This is a genomic window from Oceanibium sediminis (assembly GCF_003265325.1).
In the GTDB taxonomy this organism is placed as follows: domain Bacteria; phylum Pseudomonadota; class Alphaproteobacteria; order Rhodobacterales; family Rhodobacteraceae; genus Halovulum; species Halovulum sediminis.
The window spans coordinates 196369-215226 of record NZ_QGNX01000006.1 but is presented as its reverse complement, the minus strand read 5'-3'; the positions used below and the strand labels follow the sequence as shown (position 1 = coordinate 215226).

26 protein-coding genes are annotated in these 18858 nt (G+C 66.8%); 16 read left to right on the top strand and 10 right to left on the bottom strand.

Features of this window, described 5'->3' with window-relative positions:
* Positions 1-4 precede the first annotated feature (4 nt).
* The 6 genes from DJ029_RS16405 to DJ029_RS16380 all read left to right on the top strand — a co-directional run bounded on the left by DJ029_RS16405 (position 5) and on the right by DJ029_RS16380 (position 4986).
* Positions 5-955 carry an MBL fold metallo-hydrolase gene (locus tag DJ029_RS16405; protein ID WP_112323577.1) on the top strand — a complete coding sequence of 317 codons (951 nt, stop codon included), beginning with the start codon at positions 5-7 and terminating at the stop codon, positions 953-955.
* Positions 952-1473, top strand: coding sequence for a DinB family protein (locus DJ029_RS16400; RefSeq protein ID WP_112323576.1), 522 nt, complete (start codon positions 952-954; stop codon positions 1471-1473). Before DJ029_RS16405 ends, DJ029_RS16400 begins: the two co-directional genes overlap by 4 nt.
* A gap of 2 nt (positions 1474-1475) precedes the next feature.
* Complete coding sequence (locus DJ029_RS16395) at positions 1476-3101, top strand: FAD-dependent oxidoreductase (protein WP_112323575.1); 1626 nt, start codon at positions 1476-1478, stop codon at positions 3099-3101.
* A gap of 3 nt (positions 3102-3104) precedes the next feature.
* The gene (locus DJ029_RS16390) at positions 3105-3308 is read left to right on the top strand and encodes a DUF2783 domain-containing protein (RefSeq protein ID WP_112323574.1); all 204 of its coding nucleotides are present in this window, start codon (positions 3105-3107) and stop codon (positions 3306-3308) included.
* Positions 3309-3394: 86 nt separating this feature from the next.
* Positions 3395-4033 carry a glutathione S-transferase family protein gene (locus tag DJ029_RS16385; protein WP_112323573.1) on the top strand — a complete coding sequence of 213 codons (639 nt, stop codon included), beginning with the start codon at positions 3395-3397 and terminating at the stop codon, positions 4031-4033.
* The gene (locus DJ029_RS16380) at positions 4030-4986 is read left to right on the top strand and encodes a sugar kinase (protein WP_232823106.1); all 957 of its coding nucleotides are present in this window, start codon (positions 4030-4032) and stop codon (positions 4984-4986) included. The genes DJ029_RS16385 and DJ029_RS16380 overlap by 4 nt, the downstream gene beginning before the upstream one ends.
* Before the next feature lie 43 nt (positions 4987-5029).
* Here the strand turns inward: DJ029_RS16380 and DJ029_RS16375 are convergent, their stop codons facing one another.
* The gene (locus DJ029_RS16375) at positions 5030-5758 is read right to left on the bottom strand and encodes a Crp/Fnr family transcriptional regulator (protein ID WP_112323572.1); all 729 of its coding nucleotides are present in this window, start codon (positions 5756-5758) and stop codon (positions 5030-5032) included.
* A 148-nt stretch (positions 5759-5906) separates the two neighbouring features.
* Between DJ029_RS16375 and DJ029_RS16370 the strand changes: the two genes are divergently transcribed.
* Positions 5907-6308 (top strand): ANTAR domain-containing protein, encoded by a 402-nt coding sequence (locus DJ029_RS16370; protein WP_112323571.1) that lies wholly within the window; start codon positions 5907-5909, stop codon positions 6306-6308.
* Here DJ029_RS16370 and DJ029_RS16365 read toward each other — a convergent pair.
* Positions 6241-6603 carry a hypothetical protein gene (locus tag DJ029_RS16365; RefSeq protein ID WP_112323570.1) on the bottom strand — a complete coding sequence of 121 codons (363 nt, stop codon included), beginning with the start codon at positions 6601-6603 and terminating at the stop codon, positions 6241-6243. The genes DJ029_RS16370 and DJ029_RS16365 overlap by 68 nt on opposite strands.
* 1 nt (position 6604) lies before the next feature.
* Positions 6605-6886 carry a hypothetical protein gene (locus DJ029_RS16360; RefSeq protein WP_112323569.1) on the bottom strand — a complete coding sequence of 94 codons (282 nt, stop codon included), beginning with the start codon at positions 6884-6886 and terminating at the stop codon, positions 6605-6607.
* Between the two features lie 191 nt (positions 6887-7077).
* On the opposite strand from DJ029_RS16360, the gene DJ029_RS16355 reads away from it, so the two are divergent.
* Both DJ029_RS16355 and DJ029_RS16350 read left to right on the top strand, forming a co-directional pair.
* On the top strand, positions 7078-7242 hold the full coding sequence (locus DJ029_RS16355; RefSeq protein WP_112323568.1) for a DUF1328 domain-containing protein: 165 nt from the start codon (positions 7078-7080) through the stop codon (positions 7240-7242).
* Between the two features lie 113 nt (positions 7243-7355).
* Entirely contained in the window at positions 7356-7853 is a 498-nt protein-coding gene (locus DJ029_RS16350; RefSeq protein ID WP_112323567.1) for a Dps family protein, read from the top strand.
* Positions 7854-7947: 94 nt separating this feature from the next.
* Here DJ029_RS16350 and DJ029_RS16345 read toward each other — a convergent pair whose 3' ends face one another.
* A complete protein-coding gene (locus DJ029_RS16345) occupies positions 7948-8766 on the bottom strand; it encodes a response regulator (RefSeq protein ID WP_112323566.1) in 819 nt (272 codons plus the stop codon).
* A gap of 85 nt (positions 8767-8851) precedes the next feature.
* Between DJ029_RS16345 and DJ029_RS21780 the strand changes: the two genes are divergently transcribed.
* From DJ029_RS21780 to DJ029_RS16335, 3 genes are read left to right on the top strand one after another with little or no spacing between them, the layout of a single operon-like run.
* Positions 8852-9028, top strand: coding sequence for a NepR family anti-sigma factor (locus DJ029_RS21780; protein WP_157966405.1), 177 nt, complete (start codon positions 8852-8854; stop codon positions 9026-9028).
* On the top strand, positions 9025-9573 hold the full coding sequence (locus tag DJ029_RS16340; protein WP_112323565.1) for an RNA polymerase sigma factor: 549 nt from the start codon (positions 9025-9027) through the stop codon (positions 9571-9573). Before DJ029_RS21780 ends, DJ029_RS16340 begins: the two co-directional genes overlap by 4 nt.
* Before the next feature lie 8 nt (positions 9574-9581).
* Positions 9582-11309, top strand: a complete 1728-nt coding sequence (locus DJ029_RS16335) for a sensor histidine kinase (RefSeq protein WP_157966404.1) — start codon at positions 9582-9584, stop codon at positions 11307-11309.
* A 349-nt stretch (positions 11310-11658) separates the two neighbouring features.
* Here DJ029_RS16335 and DJ029_RS16330 read toward each other — a convergent pair whose 3' ends face one another.
* Entirely contained in the window at positions 11659-11904 is a 246-nt protein-coding gene (locus tag DJ029_RS16330) for a hypothetical protein (protein WP_112323563.1), read from the bottom strand.
* A gap of 158 nt (positions 11905-12062) precedes the next feature.
* Between DJ029_RS16330 and DJ029_RS16325 the strand changes: the two genes are divergently transcribed.
* From DJ029_RS16325 to DJ029_RS16310, 4 genes are read left to right on the top strand one after another with little or no spacing between them, the layout of a single operon-like run.
* Complete coding sequence (locus DJ029_RS16325; RefSeq protein ID WP_112323562.1) at positions 12063-12257, top strand: PLDc N-terminal domain-containing protein; 195 nt, start codon at positions 12063-12065, stop codon at positions 12255-12257.
* A 46-nt stretch (positions 12258-12303) separates the two neighbouring features.
* On the top strand, positions 12304-12501 hold the full coding sequence (locus DJ029_RS16320; RefSeq protein ID WP_112323561.1) for a CsbD family protein: 198 nt from the start codon (positions 12304-12306) through the stop codon (positions 12499-12501).
* Positions 12483-13535, top strand: a complete 1053-nt coding sequence (locus DJ029_RS16315) for an amidoligase family protein (RefSeq protein ID WP_112323560.1) — start codon at positions 12483-12485, stop codon at positions 13533-13535. Before DJ029_RS16320 ends, DJ029_RS16315 begins: the two co-directional genes overlap by 19 nt.
* Positions 13532-14269, top strand: coding sequence for a gamma-glutamyl-gamma-aminobutyrate hydrolase family protein (locus tag DJ029_RS16310; RefSeq protein WP_112323559.1), 738 nt, complete (start codon positions 13532-13534; stop codon positions 14267-14269). The genes DJ029_RS16315 and DJ029_RS16310 overlap by 4 nt, the downstream gene beginning before the upstream one ends.
* A 6-nt stretch (positions 14270-14275) precedes the next feature.
* Here the strand turns inward: DJ029_RS16310 and DJ029_RS16305 are convergent, their stop codons facing one another.
* The 5 genes from DJ029_RS16305 to DJ029_RS16285 form a co-directional block, all read right to left on the bottom strand.
* On the bottom strand, positions 14276-14947 hold the full coding sequence (locus DJ029_RS16305) for a hypothetical protein (protein WP_112323558.1): 672 nt from the start codon (positions 14945-14947) through the stop codon (positions 14276-14278).
* A 100-nt stretch (positions 14948-15047) separates the two neighbouring features.
* The gene (locus tag DJ029_RS16300; protein ID WP_112323557.1) at positions 15048-16241 is read right to left on the bottom strand and encodes a glycosyltransferase family 4 protein; all 1194 of its coding nucleotides are present in this window, start codon (positions 16239-16241) and stop codon (positions 15048-15050) included.
* Between the two features lie 8 nt (positions 16242-16249).
* Positions 16250-17389: a DegT/DnrJ/EryC1/StrS family aminotransferase gene (locus tag DJ029_RS16295; protein WP_308861109.1), complete on the bottom strand. Its 1140-nt coding sequence runs from the start codon at positions 17387-17389 to the stop codon at positions 16250-16252.
* Complete coding sequence (locus tag DJ029_RS16290; RefSeq protein WP_112323556.1) at positions 17386-18270, bottom strand: sulfotransferase family protein; 885 nt, start codon at positions 18268-18270, stop codon at positions 17386-17388. Before DJ029_RS16290 ends, DJ029_RS16295 begins: the two co-directional genes overlap by 4 nt.
* On the bottom strand, positions 18267-18857 hold the full coding sequence (locus tag DJ029_RS16285; protein ID WP_112323555.1) for a sugar transferase: 591 nt from the start codon (positions 18855-18857) through the stop codon (positions 18267-18269). Before DJ029_RS16285 ends, DJ029_RS16290 begins: the two co-directional genes overlap by 4 nt.
* Position 18858: the final 1 nt, after the last annotated feature.

The following is an 18858-nucleotide window of genomic DNA, read 5'->3' as shown; positions in this document are numbered from 1 at the left end:
ACCCATGGCCAAGGCATTCGCGTCGCAAGGCGACCTCAGCGAGAAGACCATCACCTTTGACGAGATCGGCGACGGGCTCTGGGCCTTCACCGCCGAGGGGGATCCGAACTCCGGCGTCATCATCGGTGACGACAGTGTGATGATCGTCGAGGCGCAGGCCACCCCGCGCCTGGCCGGAAAGGTGATCGAGAAGGTGCGCGAGGTGACGGACAAGCCGATCAGCCACCTGGTGCTGACGCATTACCACGCGGTCCGCGTGCTGGGCGCGTCGGCCTTCGGAGAGGTGGATATCGTGATGTCCGAAAAGGCCCGCTCCATGGTGGTCGAACGCGGGCAAGAGGATTGGGACAGCGAGTTCCAGCGCTTCCCCCGCCTGTTCGAGGGGCATGAGAGCATCCCCGGCCTGACCTGGCCGACGACGACGTTCAACGACCGCATGACCATCTATCTCGGCAAGCGGCGGATCGACCTGATGCACCTCGGCCGCGCGCATACGGCGGGGGACGCGGTGGTCTATGTGCCCGATCAGAACGTGATGTTCACCGGCGACATCGTCGAGGATCACTCGGCCTGCTACTGCGGCGACGGCCATTTCCACGACTGGCCCGGAACGCTTGAGCGGATCCGCCGCTTCGGCCTCGACGCCATCGCGCCGGGGCGGGGGGCGGCGTTGCAGGGGGCTGACGCGGTCAACGGTGCCATCGACAGCACGGCGGATTTCCTGCGCTCGACCTACAGCCCGGCGGCGCGGGTGGCGCTGCGCGGCGGGCCGCTGAAAGAGGCATGGGACGCGGTGCGCGCCGAGTGCGATCCCAAGTTCGGCGACTACGCGATCTATGAGCATTGCCTGCCCTTCAACGTCGCCCGCGCCTATGACGAGGCGCGCGATATCGACACCCCCCGCATCTGGACCGCCGCGCGCGACCTGGAGATGTGGGAGGCGTTACAGACATGAGCGCGCAGGCGCTCTTCGCGGGGTTCGCGTCGAACAACGCCTATGCCAACCGGACGTTGTTCGGCGCGATCACGGGCCTCGACCGGGCGGCGTTCAATGCCCCGCGCCCGGGCTTCTTCCCCTCGCTCAGCGCGACGCTGAACCATATCTACGAGGTAGACCTCTACTATCTCGACGCGCTGGAAGGGGCGGGGCAGGGCCTCGCCGTCTTCGAGCGGCCCGAGATCGCCGAGGTGGCCGACCTGGCCGCCGCGCAGGCCGTGGCTGATGCCCGTCTTTGCGCCTTCTGCGACGCGCCCGGCGATCCCGCGCGGCTGGTCGGCGTGGCGCGCGCGACAGGCATGACGCGGGAGCGGGTGGACGCGGTGCTGGCGCATCTTTTCCAGCACCAGATCCACCATCGCGGGCAGGCCCATGTGCAAATGGGCGATGCCGGGATCGCCCCGCCCCAGCTTGACGAGTTCTTCCTGGATTACGAACGCGCGCCCCTGGCGACGGAGCTGCGCGCGGGGCGCTGAGCATGGACAAAAGCCCCCCGCCGATCGACGCGCTCTATCCCTACGCGCACAGCGCCGACCAGGATGCGGCGCGTCCGGCGCATCACCCGGTGATCGTCGTCGGCGCCGGGCCGGTCGGGCTGGTGCTGGCGCTCGACCTCGCTCAGCGCGGCACGCCGGTCCTGGTGCTCGACGACCAGCAGGGCCCGGGCGAGGGCAGCCGCGCGATCTGCTTCGCCAAGCGCACGCTGGAAATCGCGGACCGGCAGGGCGTGGGCCGGAGGCTGGTCGAAAAGGGCGTTGTCTGGAGCGTGGGCAAGGTCTTCCACGGCCATGACAAGGTGTTTGAGTTCAACCTCTTGCCCCAGGAAGGGCATCGCAACCCCGCGTTCATCAACCTTCAGCAGCCCTATTTCGAAAGCTATCTGGTCGAGGCGATCCGCGCCGCGCAAGCGGATGGCGCCCCGATCGAGATCCGCGGCGGCAACACCGTCACCGGGATCGAGCCGCGCGCGGACAATGTCCTCGTGACGGTGGAGACGCCCGATGGCCCCTACCGGCTCGAAGCGGCCTGGCTGGCCGCCTGCGACGGCGCGCGCTCAGCCCTGCGCGGGATGCTCGGCCTCGGGTTCGAGGGGCGGGTGTTCGAGGACAACTTCCTGATCGCCGACGTGCGCATGACCGCCGATTTCCCGACCGAGCGCTGGTTCTGGTTCGATCCCCCCTTCGACGGGGCGGGCCAGTCCGCGCTGCTGCACAAGCAGCCCGACGATGTCTGGCGGATCGACTTCCAGCTCGGCTGGGACATCGACCGCGCTGCCGAGCTTGACCCCGCGAAGGTGCGCGCGCGGGTCGATGCGATGCTGGGCGCGGATGTGTCCTACGACCTGGTCTGGACCTCGATCTACACGTTCCAGTGCCGCCGGATGGCCGAGTTTCGCCACGGCAGGGTGCTGTTCGCCGGGGACGCGGCGCACCTCGTGTCGCCCTTCGGGGCGCGGGGCGCGAATTCAGGGATACAGGATGCCGACAACCTGGCCTGGAAGCTTGACCTGGTCACGCGCGGGCTCGCCCCCGAGGCGCTGCTCGACAGCTACGCAGAGGAGCGGGGCGCGGCGGCGGACGAGAACATCCTGAACTCGACCCGCGCCACGGATTTCCTGACCCCAAAGTCCCCGGCCGCGAGCCTTTTTCGCGATGCCGTGCTGGACCTGGCGCGCCGCCATCCCTTCGCGCGGGTGCTGATCAACTCGGGCCGCCTGTCGCTGCCGAGCGTCTATGACGGGCTGTCGCTGACGGGCCCGGATGAGTTGAACGGCCCGCCGGAAACCCGCCCCGGGGCGCCCGCCGTGGACGCGCCGCTGGCGCAGGGTTTCCTGCTGGACCGCCTGAAAGGACGTTTCACCGTGCTGGCGATCGATGCGCAGATCCCGGACCTTACGCAGCTTCCGGGTATTCCGCTGGAAAGGCTGACCCTCACCACCTCGCGCGACGATCCGACAGGCGCGCTTCGGGCGCGATACCTTGGCGGCGCCCCGGCGGCCCTTTACCTGGTGCGTCCCGATCAGCATGTCGTCGCGCGCTGGCGCGATGCGACGCCCGGAATGATCGAAAGCGCGCTTAGCGCCGCGATTGCGAAAGGAGCCTAGCCCATGGCGCTGACCGACACGCCGAACATCCCCGACCCGGACGGGTTCTACGACGAACTGCTCGCCGCCCACGCGGGGCTCAGCGCCGGGCAGACCCACGCGCTGAACGCGCGGCTGGTGCTGATCCTGGCCAACCACATCGGGGATCGCGACGTGCTCCGCGCCGCCTTGGCCACCGCCCGGGCCGGGGCCGAAGGGACACGCTGACGCCTTCCGCTGTTTCCCTCCGCCGGGTGGCGGTTTAAGAATGGCGCCAACATCGCCCGCAGACCCGAGCAGGAAGGATCACCTACATGATCGACCTCTACACCTGGAGCACGCCAAATGGACGCAAACTGTCCATATTGCTCGAAGAACTGGGCGTGGAGTACAGGGTTCATCCGGTCGACATCGACAATCGCGAACAGTTCGCCCCCGACTTCGGGAAGATCTCTCCCAATCACAAGATCCCGGCCATCGTGGATCGCGAGACCGGCATCCGCATGATGGAATCCGGGGCGATCATGCTCTACCTCGCCGACAAGTACGGGCGCTTCGGGGCCGAGGGCGCGGCGCAGTGGGAACTGGTCGAATGGCTGATGTGGCAAATGGGCGGCCTTGGCCCGATCCTCGGGCAGGTCCATCACTTCGTGAAGAACAACAAGGGCGTGTCCCCCTATTCCGAGAACCGCTACCAGACCGAGGCGCGCCGCCTCTACGCCGTGCTGAACATGCGGCTGGAACACCGCGACTACGTGGTCGGGGACGGGCGCGGGGCGTATTCCATCGTGGACATGGCTATCTTTCCCTGGATCGCCCGCCACGACTGGCAGGAAATCGACCTGAACGAGACGCCCGCCCTGCGCGACTGGTACATGCGCCTCGTCGGGCGACCGGCGGTGCAGACCGGCTATCACATCCCGCAACGAACGACGGAAATCCCCCTGCCTTGACCTATTCCGATGACAAGACGCCCGCCTCCGCGCGGGACGGTTACGCGCATATCGCCTGCCTGGGCGAGGTGATGATCGAGCTTTCGCCGTTGACGCAGGACACGGTCCGCGTCGGCGTGGCGGGCGATACCTTCAACACCGCCGTCTACCTGCGCCGCGCGCTGGACAGCGCGGGCGCGAAGGTCAGCTATGTCACCGCCCTCGGGGATGAGGCAATGTCTGAGCGCATCCTCGAAAGCCTGGCGGAGGAGGGCCTGTCCACCGGGCTGATCGAGCGCCGCGCGGGCATGAGCCCCGGCCTTTACATGATCACCCTCGATTCGCAGGGAGAGCGCAGTTTCAGCTACTGGCGCTCCGCCGCCGCCGCGCGCACGGTGTTTCAGCGCCCCGCGCAGGTGCCGATGGAGGCGATGGGCGATGTCGACCTGCTGTACCTGTCGGGGATCTCGATCGCGATTCTGCCGCAGGACACGCGCGATGCGCTTTGTGACTGGATCGACGGCTTCCGCGCCAACGGCGGCAAGCTGGCGTTCGACTCGAACTACCGCCCGCGCCTCTGGCCGGATGCTGAGACCGCGCGGCGCGACACCATGAAGATGTGGTCGCGCTGCGATATCGCGCTGCCCTCGCTCGATGACGAGATGGACCTGTTCGGCGACGTGGACGAGACAGCGGTGATGGACCGCCTGGCCCGCGCCGGGGTGCATTACGGCGCGCTCAAGCGCGGCCCGTCCGGCCCCCGCGCGCTGGATGGCAGCGGCGCTGCGCTATCGGTCGCACCGGTGACGGGTGTTGTCGACACCACGGCGGCAGGGGACAGTTTCAACGCCGGGTTCCTCGCGGCCCATGCGGCGGGCGGCACGATCGCCGAGTGCATGGAGGCAGGCCACGCCCTGTCCGCCAGGGTCATCTGCCATCGCGGCGCGATCATTCCCCGGCCGTCCGGGGGCTGACGAACGGGATTTCGGCTCATGCCGGCGGCGCGCGCCCGGTCCGTCAGATCAGCGGCCGGTCGGGCACCCGGTAATCCGCGATCCCGGCAATCTGCGCCAGCGCAAGCGGGTCAGAGATCCGCAGCGAGTCGCCATCCCAATGGGCAACTTGCTGTTCGCGAAGTTTCTTCAGCGTCTTGTTGGTATGGACCAGCGACAGCCCCAGCGCATCGGCAAGGTCCTGCTGTTTGAAGGGCAGCCTGGTGCGCCCCTCCGACGCGAGGCCAAGCGCCTCCATCCGGCGGTAGTACTTCAGTAGCCCCCAGGCCACCCGTTCGAGGCCGGTAAGCCGCCCGACGACGGACAGGGTTTCGCCGAGGAAATGCTCCTCAAGGGCGGCAAGCCAGGTCAGGTCGTAGGCGCGGCTGGGATGAGAGCGGTACATCGTCCACAACTCCTCGCGCGAGAAGACGCAAAGCGTCATCTTCGTCGTCGCCTCGACCGAGTGCTGCATCTCTCCCATCAGGCCGGCCTGCAAGCCGACGAAATCCCCGGGCAGCACGAAGTTCACGACCTGCCGCCCGCCATCGGGAAGGTTCTTGTAGCGCAGCCCGATCCCCTCCAGCGCGGTGAAAAGCTGCGGCGAATTCGAGCCTTCCATCAGGATGGTGGAGCCCGCATCGACGCTCAATTCTCCGCGTTTGAAGCCCTGCATGAACTTTACTTCGGCGGCGGACATGTTGCGGAACATGTCGCGGCGGCGAAGCGGGCAATTTCTGCAAGAGACGGCCATTCTTTTATCCTGTCGGCTATGTCATGGTTTAATGCGGCGCCGGGAAAAGCCGCTACTGTTCGCCCGACGTATCGGCCCGTTTCCCGCAACCCGCGGCGCGGCCGAGAGGGAATTTTCGGCGCCATGGCGCCACCGGAACAGGAAGAGCATGACAGACAGACGACTCATACTCATTTACGAACGGGACCCCCTGATCGGGGAGGACCTTCAGGAGATGCTGGCGCAGGACCGGCATAACCACTGCGTGCTCTTCGGCGACCTCGACGACATGCTCACGGCGGTTTGCAAGCCGGAGTGCCAGCCCGACGTGGTGTTCCTGGCATATGAACCCGCCCGCCCCCAGATGGAGGAGGCGCTGGGCCACATTTTCGGCACCGGGGCGCGGCTGGTCCTCGTGGACGGGCTCGCCGCGCGGGCAAGCCAAGCACAGACCCGGTCGTGGTTCGCGCTGAGCAAGCCATTCAACCAGGCGGATGTCGACGCTATTCTGGCCGACATCTTTCGGCCGCGCGGCCTGAGCGCAGCGCCTGACCTGCAGCCTGCCCCATAGCGAAGGCCTCGACAACGGCGGCAAGCGGCTCGGCTTTGCGTTCCGCTCGGCGTTCCGCGGCGCGCAGGCGTGCCTGCAGGACCATCATCAGGACGAGCGCGACGATCAGGAATAAACCGCCGACCGTGGCCGAGGCGATGATCGCGTCGTAGGCCTCGCGCAGAAACCGCCACAGCGCGTCCGTCAGGAACCATGCCCCCGCAAGGGCGCTCAACCCGACCAGGAGCGGGATGAGCACGATCCCAACGCGACCGTGGCGATGCCCGCCGCGGGACGCCAGAAGCAATTCCAGCATGTTATCGACGGCCCGTCATCATGCCGACGATGACACCCAGCCCGAGCGCGAGGCCTAGCGCCGCGACAGGGCGTTCACGCACCACGTTCGCGGCTTCGTCGGGCAGGGCCTTCACAGCGGATTGCACCGCCTCGAGCTGGTGTTCGCCCTGCTGGCGCGAGTAGCGCCCGATGTTTGCGGTCAATTCGCCGATCTCGGTCTTTAACTGATCGATCTGCTCGGAAAGCTCGTGAACGGTGACTTCACCGTTTGCGCTTTGTTTGCTGGATTGTGTGGCTGCCATGACGTGTCCTTTCGTTTGGTCCACAGTGGAAACGATTGATGGAGGCATTTGTTCCCTTCGCGCGCCCGACATTCTGCATTCTTCCTGCCGGGGCACGTTGCCTTCCTGTCCCCGGACACCTGTCCGGAACAATCGGCGTCATGGCGGCGTTAAAGTGCTGACACCCCGTGCAACAATAATGGAGAAATGAAATGCTTTACTGGGCCTTGGTATTCTTCGTCGTCGCGGTGATCGCGGCAGTATTCGGGTTCGGCGGTATCGCCTCGGCCTCGGCCGGGGTCGCGCAGATCCTGTTCTTCATCTTCGTCGTGCTGTTCGTCGTGGCGCTGATAGCACAGCTGTTGCGGCGCGGGTGACGCACCGCCCGCCGCCCATGAAACCAGCCGGGCGCCGCGCGCGGCACCCGATGGAACAAACCTTGCCGGTCGCGTGTTCCTTGAGCGAACCGTGACCAACGAAAGGGAAATCAATGACCGATCCGTTGAAAGTCGTAGCGACACAAGAAACCGTCGATACCGGGGTGCGCAACCGCAAGCCCGTGGCAAAGGCCTTGGGCGACGTGCTGGCCGATACCTACCGGCTGACCTTCAAGACCCACGCCTATCACTGGAACGTGGCCGGGCCGCTGTTCTACGCGGTGCACAACCTGACCGAAGAGCAGTACGAGGACATGTTCGCCGCCGCGGACGAGATAGCAGAGCGTATCCGCGCGCTGGGCCACCTTGCGCCGATGAAATTCGCGGCGTTGATGGAGGACAGCGCCCTCAGCGACGTGGACGGCAACCCGAATGCGGGCGAGATGGTGGCCGAGCTTGCGGCCGATCATGAAACCGTCGCCCACCGCCTGCACGCGCTGATCGAGCTGGCCGAGACGCACAAGGACGGCGTGACCGCCGACCTGGCGACCGCTCGCTCGGCATTTCACGAGAAGGCAGCATGGATGCTGCGCGCGCTGATCGCCGAGTGAACCGTCTGGGCCGGGCCACGCCGGACCCGGTTCGTAGGCCACAAAAAAGCCCCGCCTCACCGGCGGGGCTTTTCCTTTGCCCGTGTTGCGCGCCCTACGCCAGCGCGGCGGAGGAGGCGAAGAACAGGGACTGGCTGACCGCCAGGCGCACCTGTTCTTCGGTGAAGGGCTTGGTGATCAGGAACGCCGGTTCGGGGCGCTCCCCGGTCAGCAGCCGCTCGGGGTAGGCGGTGATGAAGACGACGGGCAGGTCGGGCCGCTGCTTCAGGATGTCGTTCGCCGCGTCGATCCCTGAGGACCCATCGGCGAGCTGAACATCGCAGAGCAGCAGGTCGGGCGCATGCTCACTGGCCAGGCGCACAGCTTCCGTGCGGGTGCGGGCATTGCCCACGACGCTGTGGCCCGAGTCGTTGACGATGGACTGGATGTCGAGCGCAATGATCGGCTCATCCTCGACGATCAGTACGCGCCCGGCCATCTGCGCGCTCATCTCGGCCATGCCGATTTCAAGGAAGCGTGCCACCTCCTCCTGCGGGACGGCCATCACCGCGGCGATATTGTCCGGGCTCATGCCTTCCATGGTGGACAGCAACACCGCCTCGCGCGCGTTCGGCGTCAACTCGGCCAGACGCTCCTGCGCCTTGGCTTCCAACGCGTCCTGCATGTCGCCAAGCGGCATCACCTCGCGCCCGGCGGTGGACCAGATCGTATGAAAGACGCTAAACAGCGCGACCTTTGGCGGCAGCTTCGCGTCGAAGGAAGACGGGTCGGCGATGATCGCCTCCAGCGTGGTGGCGGCGTATTTGTCGCCGCGCGCTTGGTCCCCCGTCAGCGCACGCGCATAACGCCGCAGGTAGGGAAGTTCGCCCGCGATTCGTGCCGCGGGACCGCTGGTGTCAGTGTGTTCGCTCATGAAAGCCTCTCGCGATGAAAATTCTTGGAACCTAACGCCGCCCGCCGCGTTAGGTTCCGAGTGAAACATCACCCAAGGCTACAATATGTCAGATAGACAAAGGGACAACCCTGCCGACACAGGGGCAGCCGACACTGGTAACGTCCAGGACCAGATTGAGGAAAACCTGCGCAAACTCTATGACGAGACGCTAAGCGAGCAGCTTCCCGACGAATTGCTACAGCTTCTGAAGAAGCTGGAAGAAAGCGACACCCGAAAATGAGTGCCCAGGATCCCAAGAAAGAGCTGGTGGAGCATCTCCCGGCTATGCGTGCGTTTGCGCGCAGTCTGACCCGCGATCATTCGGCGGCCGATGACCTGGTGCAGGACACGGTTGTCAAGGCGTGGGGCAACATGGACAAGTACAAGCCGGGGACGAACCTCAAGGCGTGGCTTTTCACCATTCTGCGCAACACCTTCTATTCCAGCATCCGAAAAGGGAAATGGGAAGTTGAGGACGTGGACGACGTCATGGCCGGCCGGCTGTCGGTGAAGCCCGAGCATGACGGCCGCCTCGCGATGGAGGAGTTCAGGGACGCCTTCAGCACTCTGCCGGACGACCAGAGAGAGGCGCTGATCCTTGTCGGGGCATCGGGCTTTTCCTACGAGGAGGCGGCGCAGATGTGCGATTGCGCCATCGGAACCATCAAGAGCCGGGTCAATCGCGGCCGCAGGAAGTTACAGGAACTGCTGAAGCTGGGCGACGACGAAGAGCTGAGCTTCGCCGACGCGGAAACGCTGGCGGTCCTGAACACGCCGGGGCCGTGAGCGCGCCGATGCGGCAGGACTTGCCGTCGCGTCGTTTCGAAGGATCGTTGCGGGCCAAGATGGTCCTGATCCTTGCCGTGTCGCTGCTGCCGCTGGGGCTGATCTCGGTCATACAGACCTATAACGCTGGTCAGGAAGCCCAGGCGATGTCCCGTTCGGCCCTGCTTGCCGCGACGGAGCGCGCCGCGACGGAGGAACGCTCCGTCATGATGCGGGCGCTTGGCGCGGCATCCGCGGTTGGCGTTTCCATGCTCGATCTGCTGGACACGCCCGAGGTGTGTTCCCAACGGCTGACCGAATATGTCCAGCGGACGCCCGACCGCTTTTTCGCCGCCTTCGTCGGGCTGGATGGAGAGTCCCTGTGCAGCTCTGACCAGCGGGGGTTCACCTTTGCGGAAGGTAACCTGTTCTCGACACTGATTTCCGAGCCGCGAGAATCCGTCAGGCTGGAATATGGCGACCGGTTTTCCGGGCAGCCCGCGCTGGTCGCCTCGGCCCCGGTGTTCGAGGATGGCGCGCTGCGCGGGATCATGTCGATCGCCGCGCCACGCAGCAGCGTCAGCGTCGCCATTCGCGAAGACGACATGAGCGACCGGAACTTCACCCTGGCCCTCTTCGGTCGGGACGGCGATATCATCGGCGCGGATTCCGAAACCACCGACGCCAGCCGGATGCTGCCGCGGGACCACGCGCTGACAGAATTCGTGAACCGCTCGCGGACGACGTTCGCGGGCGTGTCCCTCGGCGGGGAGGGGCGGCATTATGCCGTGGTTCCGATCCTGCAAAAGGACATCTACGCCATTTCCAGCTGGAAGCTGCGCTCGGTCTGGTACTCGGGCAGCGAGGGCTACATCCTGCCGCTGCTGTTTCCAGTGCTGATGCTGCTGGTCAGCATGATCGTGGCCTACAATTCCTTCAGTCGTCTGCTGATCCGCCCGGTCAATGACCTGCGCAGGCGCATGAAGGAATTCGAGCAGGGGCGCCGGGATTTCCCGGAATCGGTGCTGATGCGTGCGCCGACGGAATTCCAGTACCTGGCCGAAGGGTTCCTGTCGATGACACGCACCATCGCCGAGGACGAGATCGAGCGTGAGCAGGCCATGCAGGACAAGAACACCCTGCTGCGCGAGGTCTATCACCGGGTAAAGAACAACCTGCAACTCATCGTCAGCATCATGAACATGCAGATCAGGAACGCCGCCACGCCGCGCGAGAAGCAGCTTTTGCAGCAGCTTCAGGAACGGGTGATGAGCCTGTCGGTAGTGCACAAGAACCTGTACCAGGCGTCCTCGCTCGCCAGCGTGCGGGCGGATGACCTGCTGTCCGAGGTGGTGGCGCAACTGGTCGGCGCGGGCGCGACGCGCCATGGCGGACCCGATGTGCGCACGGATTTCGACGCGATCACGCTTTATCCCGACCAGGCGGTGCCGGTCGCCCTGCTGATCACTGAAGCGGGGACCAACGCGCTGAAGTACACCGGCGTCGCGGGCGGGGGCAGGATCTCCTTCCGCCTGAAGACGATGCCCGGGGACATGGTGGAGCTGGGGGTCGAGAACTCGATCGGGACCCCGGACGAGGGGCTGACCAGCTCGGGGCTCGGCGCGCGGCTGATCGATGCCTTCGCGCGCCAGCTCGGCGCCGAGGTCGAGCGCGACGCCAGCGCGACGCACTACAGCCTGCGCCTGGTGTTCCCGCTGAGCGACGGCACCACGGAGGCGGACCATGGCTCCGCCTGAGGCGCCCGGCCCGATCCGGGACTTCACGCCGCTTGTCACCGCGGCAGAGGCGTTCCCCGCGCTTGAGCGGTGCTTCCTCGCGGCCAGGAGCGAGATCCGCGCCAGCTTCCGGGTGTTCGACCTGACGACGAAGCTGCACTCGCGCGAGGGCCTGGCCATCGGCGAGACATGGTTCGACCTTGTCGTCGCGGTGCTGCGCCGTGGCGTGACCATCGATCTCACGCTTTGCGATTTCGATCCCATCGTCGCCCGCCCGCTGCACCGCCAGAGTTGGAAATCGGCCCGTCAGTTCATCGCCGCGAACGATGCGACCAGCACCGGGCGGGCCAGTGCCCATGGCGCCCATCGTCTACATCCACGCGAAAGTCACCATCGCCGACGAGGCGGAGGCGATCCTGAGTTTCGCGAATATGAACGATCGTTCACTTCGCTGGGATACGGAGGCGGGCGTCCACATCACCCGCGCCGCCCATGTGAGCGCGCTGCGCCGGCGCGTCTGCTCTGCCTGGCTACCCGAGCGGCCCGCGCCCGCGCTGCTGGACCCCGCGACCGCCGCCAGTGCCTGGCGCAGGCTGGCCGAGGAAAATGTCGGCAAGCCCCCTTCCGAGCGGCAGGAGTTCCTCGCCCCCTTTGCGGCGGCGCGGGTCCGACATCCCGGCAGAGGCTGTCTAGCATGCCGCCCCCTTACGCCGACAAGGCTGGGAACAATCGCCCCAGTTGCGCGTTCCCCCTGTGTCAAAACAGGAGATTGCCATGGAATTCGCATTTTCTGGCCTCGGGGGACTGATCCTTCTGGCCCTCGATATCTGGGCCATCATCTCGATCATCGGATCCCGCGCGAGCACGAGCGCCAAGGTGCTGTGGACGCTGCTGGTCCTGCTGCTGCCGCTTGTCGGCTTCATCGTCTGGCTCATCGCCGGGCCGAGATCCGCAAACATGGCCGCCTGAACCGTGGCCGCTTGAAACTTCACCGCCTGAAACAGGAGGAAAACGCATGAATACCGACGAACTCAAGGGCAAGTGGAACCAGCTCAAGGGCAGCGCCAAGCAGAAGTGGGGCGAACTGACCAATGACGAGCTGGACCAGATTGAAGGCAACCAGGACAAGCTTGTGGGCCGCATCCAGGAACGCTACGGCAAGGCCCGGGAAGAGGCCGAGCGCGAAGTCAAAGAGTGGCTGAACAAGCTCTGAGCGTGTCTGACAGCCCGCAATCCCCCCCGGGGGCAAGAGCCGATGATACCCGGCGGCAAGGCGCGGCCCTTGCCGCCGCGCGCGTGTTCGCGCCCCTGGACGTCCCCGAAACACGCGACGGCGCGCTGCGCAAGGTCGGCGTCGAGCTGGAATTCGGCGGCCTGGGCGAAGCGGATGTCGCGAAGGCCGTGCAAGGGCGTTTCGGCGGCAAGATCGTTCTCGACGGGCTGGTCTGGTGCGTCGAAACCGACGAGGGGGTGTTCGAAATCTACCTCGACACCGCGCTTGGCAAGGACGCCAGTGTAGGCAGCCTGACCGCGAAGGCGCGCGACCTGGGGCGCAGCGTGGTTCCGCTGGAACTCGTCGCGCCGCCGCTGGCACCAGACAAGCTGGGGCTGTTGCAGGCCGTTGCCACCGACCTGCGCCGCCTTGGCGCAGAGGGGACGGAGGCGGGCTTGCTGAGGGGCTACGGAATGCACCTGAACATCGCCGCCCGCTCCATGCAGGCGCGGGACATCATCCCCGTGCTGCGCGCCTACACCTTCCTGGAGGATTGGTTGCGGGGGGCGGAAACCATCGACCTCTCGCGCCGGATGCTGCCCTTCGTGGACCCGTATCCGCGCGGCTTCGTGACCCATATGGCCCAGGATCCGCCCGCGACGATGGAGGGCCTCGCCACGCTCTATCTTCGCCACAATCCGACGCGCAATCGCGGCCTCGACCTGCTGCCGATCCTCGCCACCTGGAACGAGGCGATGCTGCGCCGGATGCTGGGCAATGAAAAGATCGGAGCGCGCCCGGCCTTTCACTACCGCCTTCCGGACTGCCGCATCGACGAGCAGGATTGGACCATCGCCCTGGAATGGAACCGCTGGCGCCTGTTGGAAAAGGTGGCCGCTGCGCCCGACGTGCTGGATGCGCTGGCCGCGGGTTGGGTGCGCTATTTCGAGCAGTGGACGACCGTTCGCGGCGACTGGCGCGCCTGGAGCGGCGCGCTTCTTGCCGAGCACGGCTTCCGCGAGGGGCGCGAATGAAACGACCGAGGATCGGTGTCACCGTCTCCACCCGCAGCGGGTGGCGGATCTTTCCGCTGATCGCCCTGTCCGTGCGCCTCGGCGGTGGGGAGGCGGTGAAATGGACCTCCGCGCGCCTTGCCGACATGGCCGAGGTCGATGGGCTGATCGTAGGCGGTGGCGACGACATTTCCGCCAGCCTTTACGGGGGCGAGTTGGTCGCGCGCTCACGGATCGATCCCGCGCGCGACGCGCTTGAGCATCGGCTGATCTGCGCTGCATTCGAGCAGGACAAGCCGGTCCTCGGCATCTGCCGGGGCGCGCAGATGCTCAACATCGCGCTGGGCGGCACGCTGCACCAGGATGCCTACGGGGTCTTCCCCGACAGCCGGAAACTCTGGACGATCCTGCCGAGAAAGACGGTCGGCCTTGCCCCCGACAGCCGCCTTGCCGCGCTGGCGGGCCCGCAGGACATGCGGGTGAACGCGCTGCATTCCCAGGCAGTGGACACGCTGGGGCGGGGCCTGCGCGCCGTCGCCCATGACCAGGCGGGCATGATCCAGGGGGTGGAGCGGGTGCGCGACCCCTTCGCCATCGGGGTCCAGTGGCACCCCGAGCATCTTTTCTACGCCAACCGCCAGCGGCGCCTGTTCAGGGCGCTGGTGGAAGCGGCGCGGGCCGGGCCGACGGGGGAAAGCCAGCTCTCCGCCGTGGACCAGGTCGCCGAAGAGGTGGGTGCCGGGTGGGCCGACTGACCTCTTTCAGCCGGTCAGGCCGTAATAAGCCGCCACCCGGTCCATCCAGTTGCGGTCGAGCCGCTCGTAGGATTCGAGCGCGGGGCCGTCTTCGATCTGCTTTTGCGTGGCGCTCACCACCGCGCGCCCCTTGGCAATGTCGATGTGATCCAGCGTGGACACGGGGATGACCTTTTGCGTCTTGGCCAGCGTCGTGCCCGTATCGATCACAACATGCGACACCGTCAGGTTCTCGGGGTCCATGAGCAGATCGACGATCCGCCCCACCTGCGTTTCGCCCTTGTAGGCGTCGAGCCCGACGGTATGGGCGACTGAGACATAGCGTGTCGCAGACGGATTCGCCGTCGCGCCCGCCGGGGGGCGCGATCCGCGCTTGTCCTTGTAGTCCAGCATCAGCCCCGCTTTCGCAGGCTCGATCCCGTCCCCGGAGTCGAGGTCCGGTGCATCCGCCGCCTCCGCCTCGGTCAGGGAGATCTGGATGTCGCGGCGTTCCGCGTCGATGGCGCGCACACGATCCGCCGCGATGATCGCGGACTTGTTTTCGAACCAGCCGCCAATGTCGATGGAGACGTAATTGACGCTCCAGTCATTCTGGTCGACGAAGACATCCTCGACCGGGGCGGAAAGGTCCGTGGCTTTCGCCGTGTATTTCGTGACGTCGTTAAGTGAAACAAGCATTCAATACCTCCTCGCGTTCAACGCGCGGTGGGGGGAATTGTTCCATTTCGTGGACGTGCGTGCTTTTGCGGGGGCAGTGATCCCCGATACGGGGGGCCGCCTAAGCCGGGTCAGTGCTGGCAAGGTCCGCGAACAGGCCACGCCAGCGTGCCATGACGGGGGCTTGCGCGGCCTCGCCCGTATACCACTCGCGCAGCGCCTCGGTGGACGGCGGCGCAAGCAGCAGCTCTTCGAGCGCCGCCGCGATCGCATCGGGCGCATCGCTGGCCGGAACCTTGCCCAACGCCGCATCGTGCAGCGTGCGCGCCAGCGCGCTTTGCGCTTCGACCAGCGCCAGCACCGGCACGCCAAGTCCGAGGTAGGTCAACATCTTCGACGGATAGGCAACCCGGTAGATCCCCGGCGTGAGCGAGACGAGGCCGACGTCCGCCTCTGCGATCAGCACCCGCGCCTGCGCATAGGGCAGGAAGGGGGCGAAGCGCAGGTTCGGATGATCGCCGAAGCGCTGGCGTAACTCGGGCACGGCCGCGCCGTCGCCCAGCAGCAGCACCTCCCGGGGGGCGCCGGGCGGGCAGGCGCCCAGCACGCCTTCCACAAGCCGGGGCAGGTTCTGAAACCGCCCGAGGTTGCCCGCGAATATGATCCGCGTGATCCCTTTGGGCTTGGCCAGGTCGCGCGGCGGGGGGATATCGTCTTCAAAGCTCGGAAGCTGGAAGTTGTTGATCACGTGGATCGGCAGCTTTCGCGCCATCCTGGCTTGCAGCGTGTCGGCCATGTCCTCGGACAGGACGACGATCGCGGCGGCCCGGCGAAGCGACTGGTTGTCGAGCCAGCGCAGCAGCCCGGCCAACGGCTGGCGGCCCAGCAGGCCGCCGCTGATCTCGGACACCTCGGGGTGGATGTCCTGCATGTGATAGACGAACTGCGCGCCGCACAGCCGCGCCGCGACCGAGGCGCTCCACGCCGCCATGACCGGCGGAAAGGTCGAGGCGGTGACCACGTCGGGGCGGGTTCGCAGGATGTGCCAGACCAGGCCGAGGCAGTAGATCAGCACGTTAAACATCCGCGCCGCGGGGTTGCGCCGGTTTTCCGCCAGCACCCAGATCCGGGTGACATCGAGCGCGCCAAGCCGTTCCCGCCGCGGCGCGCTGCCGCCGCCCCGGTAGGACGGGCGCGAGGCGAAGACGCTGACCTCGTGCCCCGCCTCGGCCATCTCTTCCGCCAGGCGGCGCATGAGCGCGGCATAGGGCGCGGTGTCGGGCCAGAAATAACGGTGGGTGAACAGGATCTTCACGGCACCGGCTAACCCCGGGAGTCAGGCAGCAGGGCGAGGATGCGCTCGATCACCTCGTCCTGCTCGGCCTGCGTCAGGTCGCTGCCCGATGGCAGGCACAGGCCGTTGGCGAACAGCCGTTCATCGACTCCGCTGCCGATGTAGCGGCTGCCCTCGAACAGCGGCTGCGTGTGCATCGGCTTCCAGAGCGGGCGCGCCTCGATCTCGGCCGCGGCAAGGGCCAGGCGGACATCCTCTCGGGTGACGCCCAGGATGTCGGGATCGAAGGTCAACGCCGTCAGCCACCTGGTCGAGTGCGCGCCGGCGGGCTCGGGCATGAAGGTTATGCCCGGACGCGCCAGCGCGGCGCGGTAGCGTTCGTTCACCGCGCGCCTTGCGTTTACCCGCGCCTCCAGAACCTCCATCTGGCCAAGGCCGATGGCCGCGCAGATGTTGCTGAGCCGGTAGTTGTAGCCATAGGTGGAGTGCTGGTAATGCGGCGCCGGATCGCGCGCCTGCGTGGCGAGGAAGCGCGCCTGCTCGGCCCAGTCGGCGTGACGCGTGACCAGCATGCCCCCGCCCGAGGTGGTGATGATCTTGTTGCCGTTGAACGACAGAACCGCCGCGTCGCCCGCGCTGCCGCAGGGCGCGCCGGTGGCGTCCCGCGCGCCCAGGCTTTCCGCGCTGTCCACGATCAGGCGGATGCCGAAGCGGGCGGCCATGCCTTCGAACCGCGCGCGGTTGACACCCTGTCCGTAAAGGTCCGTCGGGATCAGCGCCTTCGGCAGGGTGCCTTCCTTCGCCGCCTGCTCAAGCGCGGTTTCCACCAGGTCCGGGTCCAGCGTCCAGTGATCGGGGCCGAGGTCCAGGAACACCGGCGTCGCCTGTTCGTAGATGACGGGGAACACCCCGCCCGCGAAGGTCATGGAGGAGACCCAGACCGTATCGCCCTTGCCCACGCCCGCGATGCGCAGCGCCAGGTGCAGCGCGGCCGAGCCGGACGACAGGCCGACGCAGTGCAGCCCGCCGCCGAGGTGCTCGTTGATCCGCGCTTCGAAGGCGCTGAGCTGCGGGCCGAGGGGCGCGACGAAGTTGGAAGCGAAAGCCTCGGCGACGCGCGCCTCCTCGTGGCCGGACATATGGGGGCGGGACAGCCAGATACGCATCATGATGCTCCATAACCATGGGCGGCCAGCGTCGCGCGCATCGGCGCGAGCACCGGCTCGGGCAGGTCTGGCAAGGTGGTGCGCCCCTTGCCGACAGAGGTGGCGCGCACGGTCGCGCTGGCCCGCGCGATCGCTTCGGGCGGCGGGGTCGCCCCGAGGAAATGCAGGATATTGCCCAGGGTTCCGACGGGATCGGCGACAAGGGATTCGTACTTCAGGTGCAGAACACGGTCGGGCGCGATATCCTGGAACGCGGCGTCGCTCGCACTGACACAGGCCGCCCATTGCGCGGCGCACAGCTCGCCCAGGCTCGCGTCGGTCATCGAGTCCATCCCCGGAAAGCGCGGCCCCCAGACCGAGAGCCGCCCCTTGCGCCCGCTCAGCATGCCGAGGCGGGCGCGCAGGAACGACCAGCCATAGGCGGGCAGGTCGCGGCGCGGCGCGTAGCGGGCCTTGGCAAGGAAATAGGGCAGGGCGGGGATCTCCATCTTGCCCTGCCAGCGCCTGCTGGCGGAGGCGACGACGTCGATGCCGTCCCGCACGATGTAGATGTAGCGCGCCTCGGGCAGAATGGTGTCCACGAAGGGCACCCTGAGGGAGTTGGCGCAGGTCTTTTCCACCACGAAGCACGGCGTGCCGGTTTCGCGCCAGATGCGCCGGAACGCGCCGCGGATGAAGGACCTGACCTTCGGCGTCGCGGCGCTGGGCGGGATCGCATCGTCGGGGTGGGACAGGTTGCCGTGCCGCCAGATGGGGTTGATCTCGTCACAGGGCCAGGTCTCGAACCCCGGCAGGGCCGTCAGCATATCGCGCAGCGCATTGGTGCCAGAGCGGGCGGCGCCGATGATCACGACCGGCGTGAAGGTGAACCGGGGATCGCTCATCCCTTCACCGTTTGCAGCAGGTAGCGCAGGTCCGCGCCGAAGGACCAGCTGTCCTGGTAGGCGCGGTTGATCGCCACCTTGTCGGGCCAGATTACCTCGGCGTTGTAACGCTCGGGGTCGTCCACGCCCGCCAGCAGCTGTTCCTCGTTGCGGTATTTCAGCGTTGCGGGGCCGGTGATGCCGGGGCGCAGGTCCAGCAGCTTGCGATCCTCGCCCTCCAGCGTATCGAGGAAGCCGGGCACATCCGGGCGTGGGCCGACAAGGCTCATGTCGCCCTTCAGCACGTTCCAGAGTTGCGGCAGTTCGTCGATCTTCCAGGCGCGCAGCTTCGCGCCCAAGGGCGTGATGCGTGCATCCGCCGCGGTGGTGACGGTCGTGCCCCCGACATCGCGCATGGTGCGCAGCTTTACGACGCGGATCAGCCGCCCGTGCCGTCCGACGCGCTGCTGTGTGAAAAAGCCGCTGGCGCCGGTGTCCCGCGCCGCCAGCACCCAGGCGACCAGGATCACAGGCCACAGCAGCGCCAGCGCGATGGCCGAAACCGCCACGTCGAACCCCCGCTTCACCGTGCGCTGCGCCAGTGTCATG

Bases quoted from the DNA above. Each gene is read 5' to 3' on its own strand.
- DJ029_RS16375 (WP_112323572.1), bottom strand. From the start codon at position 5,758: ATGGCCGTCTCTTGCAGAAATTGCCCGCTTCGCCGCCGCGACATGTTC.
- DJ029_RS16345 (WP_112323566.1), bottom strand. From the start codon at position 8,766: ATGAGCGAACACACTGACACCAGCGGTCCCGCGGCACGAATCGCGGGC.
- DJ029_RS16310 (WP_112323559.1), top strand. From the start codon at position 13,532: ATGAAACGACCGAGGATCGGTGTCACCGTCTCCACCCGCAGCGGGTGG.
- DJ029_RS16395 (WP_112323575.1), top strand. From the start codon at position 1,476: ATGGACAAAAGCCCCCCGCCGATCGACGCGCTCTATCCCTACGCGCAC.
- DJ029_RS16335 (WP_157966404.1), top strand. From the start codon at position 9,582: ATGCGGCAGGACTTGCCGTCGCGTCGTTTCGAAGGATCGTTGCGGGCC.
- DJ029_RS21780 (WP_157966405.1), top strand. From the start codon at position 8,852: ATGTCAGATAGACAAAGGGACAACCCTGCCGACACAGGGGCAGCCGAC.
- DJ029_RS16320 (WP_112323561.1), top strand. From the start codon at position 12,304: ATGAATACCGACGAACTCAAGGGCAAGTGGAACCAGCTCAAGGGCAGC.
- DJ029_RS16355 (WP_112323568.1), top strand. From the start codon at position 7,078: ATGCTTTACTGGGCCTTGGTATTCTTCGTCGTCGCGGTGATCGCGGCA.
- DJ029_RS16290 (WP_112323556.1), bottom strand. From the start codon at position 18,270: ATGAGCGATCCCCGGTTCACCTTCACGCCGGTCGTGATCATCGGCGCC.
- DJ029_RS16370 (WP_112323571.1), top strand. From the start codon at position 5,907: ATGACAGACAGACGACTCATACTCATTTACGAACGGGACCCCCTGATC.
- DJ029_RS16295 (WP_308861109.1), bottom strand. From the start codon at position 17,389: ATGATGCGTATCTGGCTGTCCCGCCCCCATATGTCCGGCCACGAGGAG.
- DJ029_RS16365 (WP_112323570.1), bottom strand. From the start codon at position 6,603: ATGCTGGAATTGCTTCTGGCGTCCCGCGGCGGGCATCGCCACGGTCGC.
- DJ029_RS16285 (WP_112323555.1), bottom strand. From the start codon at position 18,857: ATGACACTGGCGCAGCGCACGGTGAAGCGGGGGTTCGACGTGGCGGTT.
- DJ029_RS16360 (WP_112323569.1), bottom strand. From the start codon at position 6,886: ATGGCAGCCACACAATCCAGCAAACAAAGCGCAAACGGTGAAGTCACC.
- DJ029_RS16385 (WP_112323573.1), top strand. From the start codon at position 3,395: ATGATCGACCTCTACACCTGGAGCACGCCAAATGGACGCAAACTGTCC.
- DJ029_RS16390 (WP_112323574.1), top strand. From the start codon at position 3,105: ATGGCGCTGACCGACACGCCGAACATCCCCGACCCGGACGGGTTCTAC.
- DJ029_RS16405 (WP_112323577.1), top strand. From the start codon at position 5: ATGGCCAAGGCATTCGCGTCGCAAGGCGACCTCAGCGAGAAGACCATC.
- DJ029_RS16340 (WP_112323565.1), top strand. From the start codon at position 9,025: ATGAGTGCCCAGGATCCCAAGAAAGAGCTGGTGGAGCATCTCCCGGCT.
- DJ029_RS16350 (WP_112323567.1), top strand. From the start codon at position 7,356: ATGACCGATCCGTTGAAAGTCGTAGCGACACAAGAAACCGTCGATACC.
- DJ029_RS16325 (WP_112323562.1), top strand. From the start codon at position 12,063: ATGGAATTCGCATTTTCTGGCCTCGGGGGACTGATCCTTCTGGCCCTC.
- DJ029_RS16400 (WP_112323576.1), top strand. From the start codon at position 952: ATGAGCGCGCAGGCGCTCTTCGCGGGGTTCGCGTCGAACAACGCCTAT.
- DJ029_RS16305 (WP_112323558.1), bottom strand. From the start codon at position 14,947: ATGCTTGTTTCACTTAACGACGTCACGAAATACACGGCGAAAGCCACG.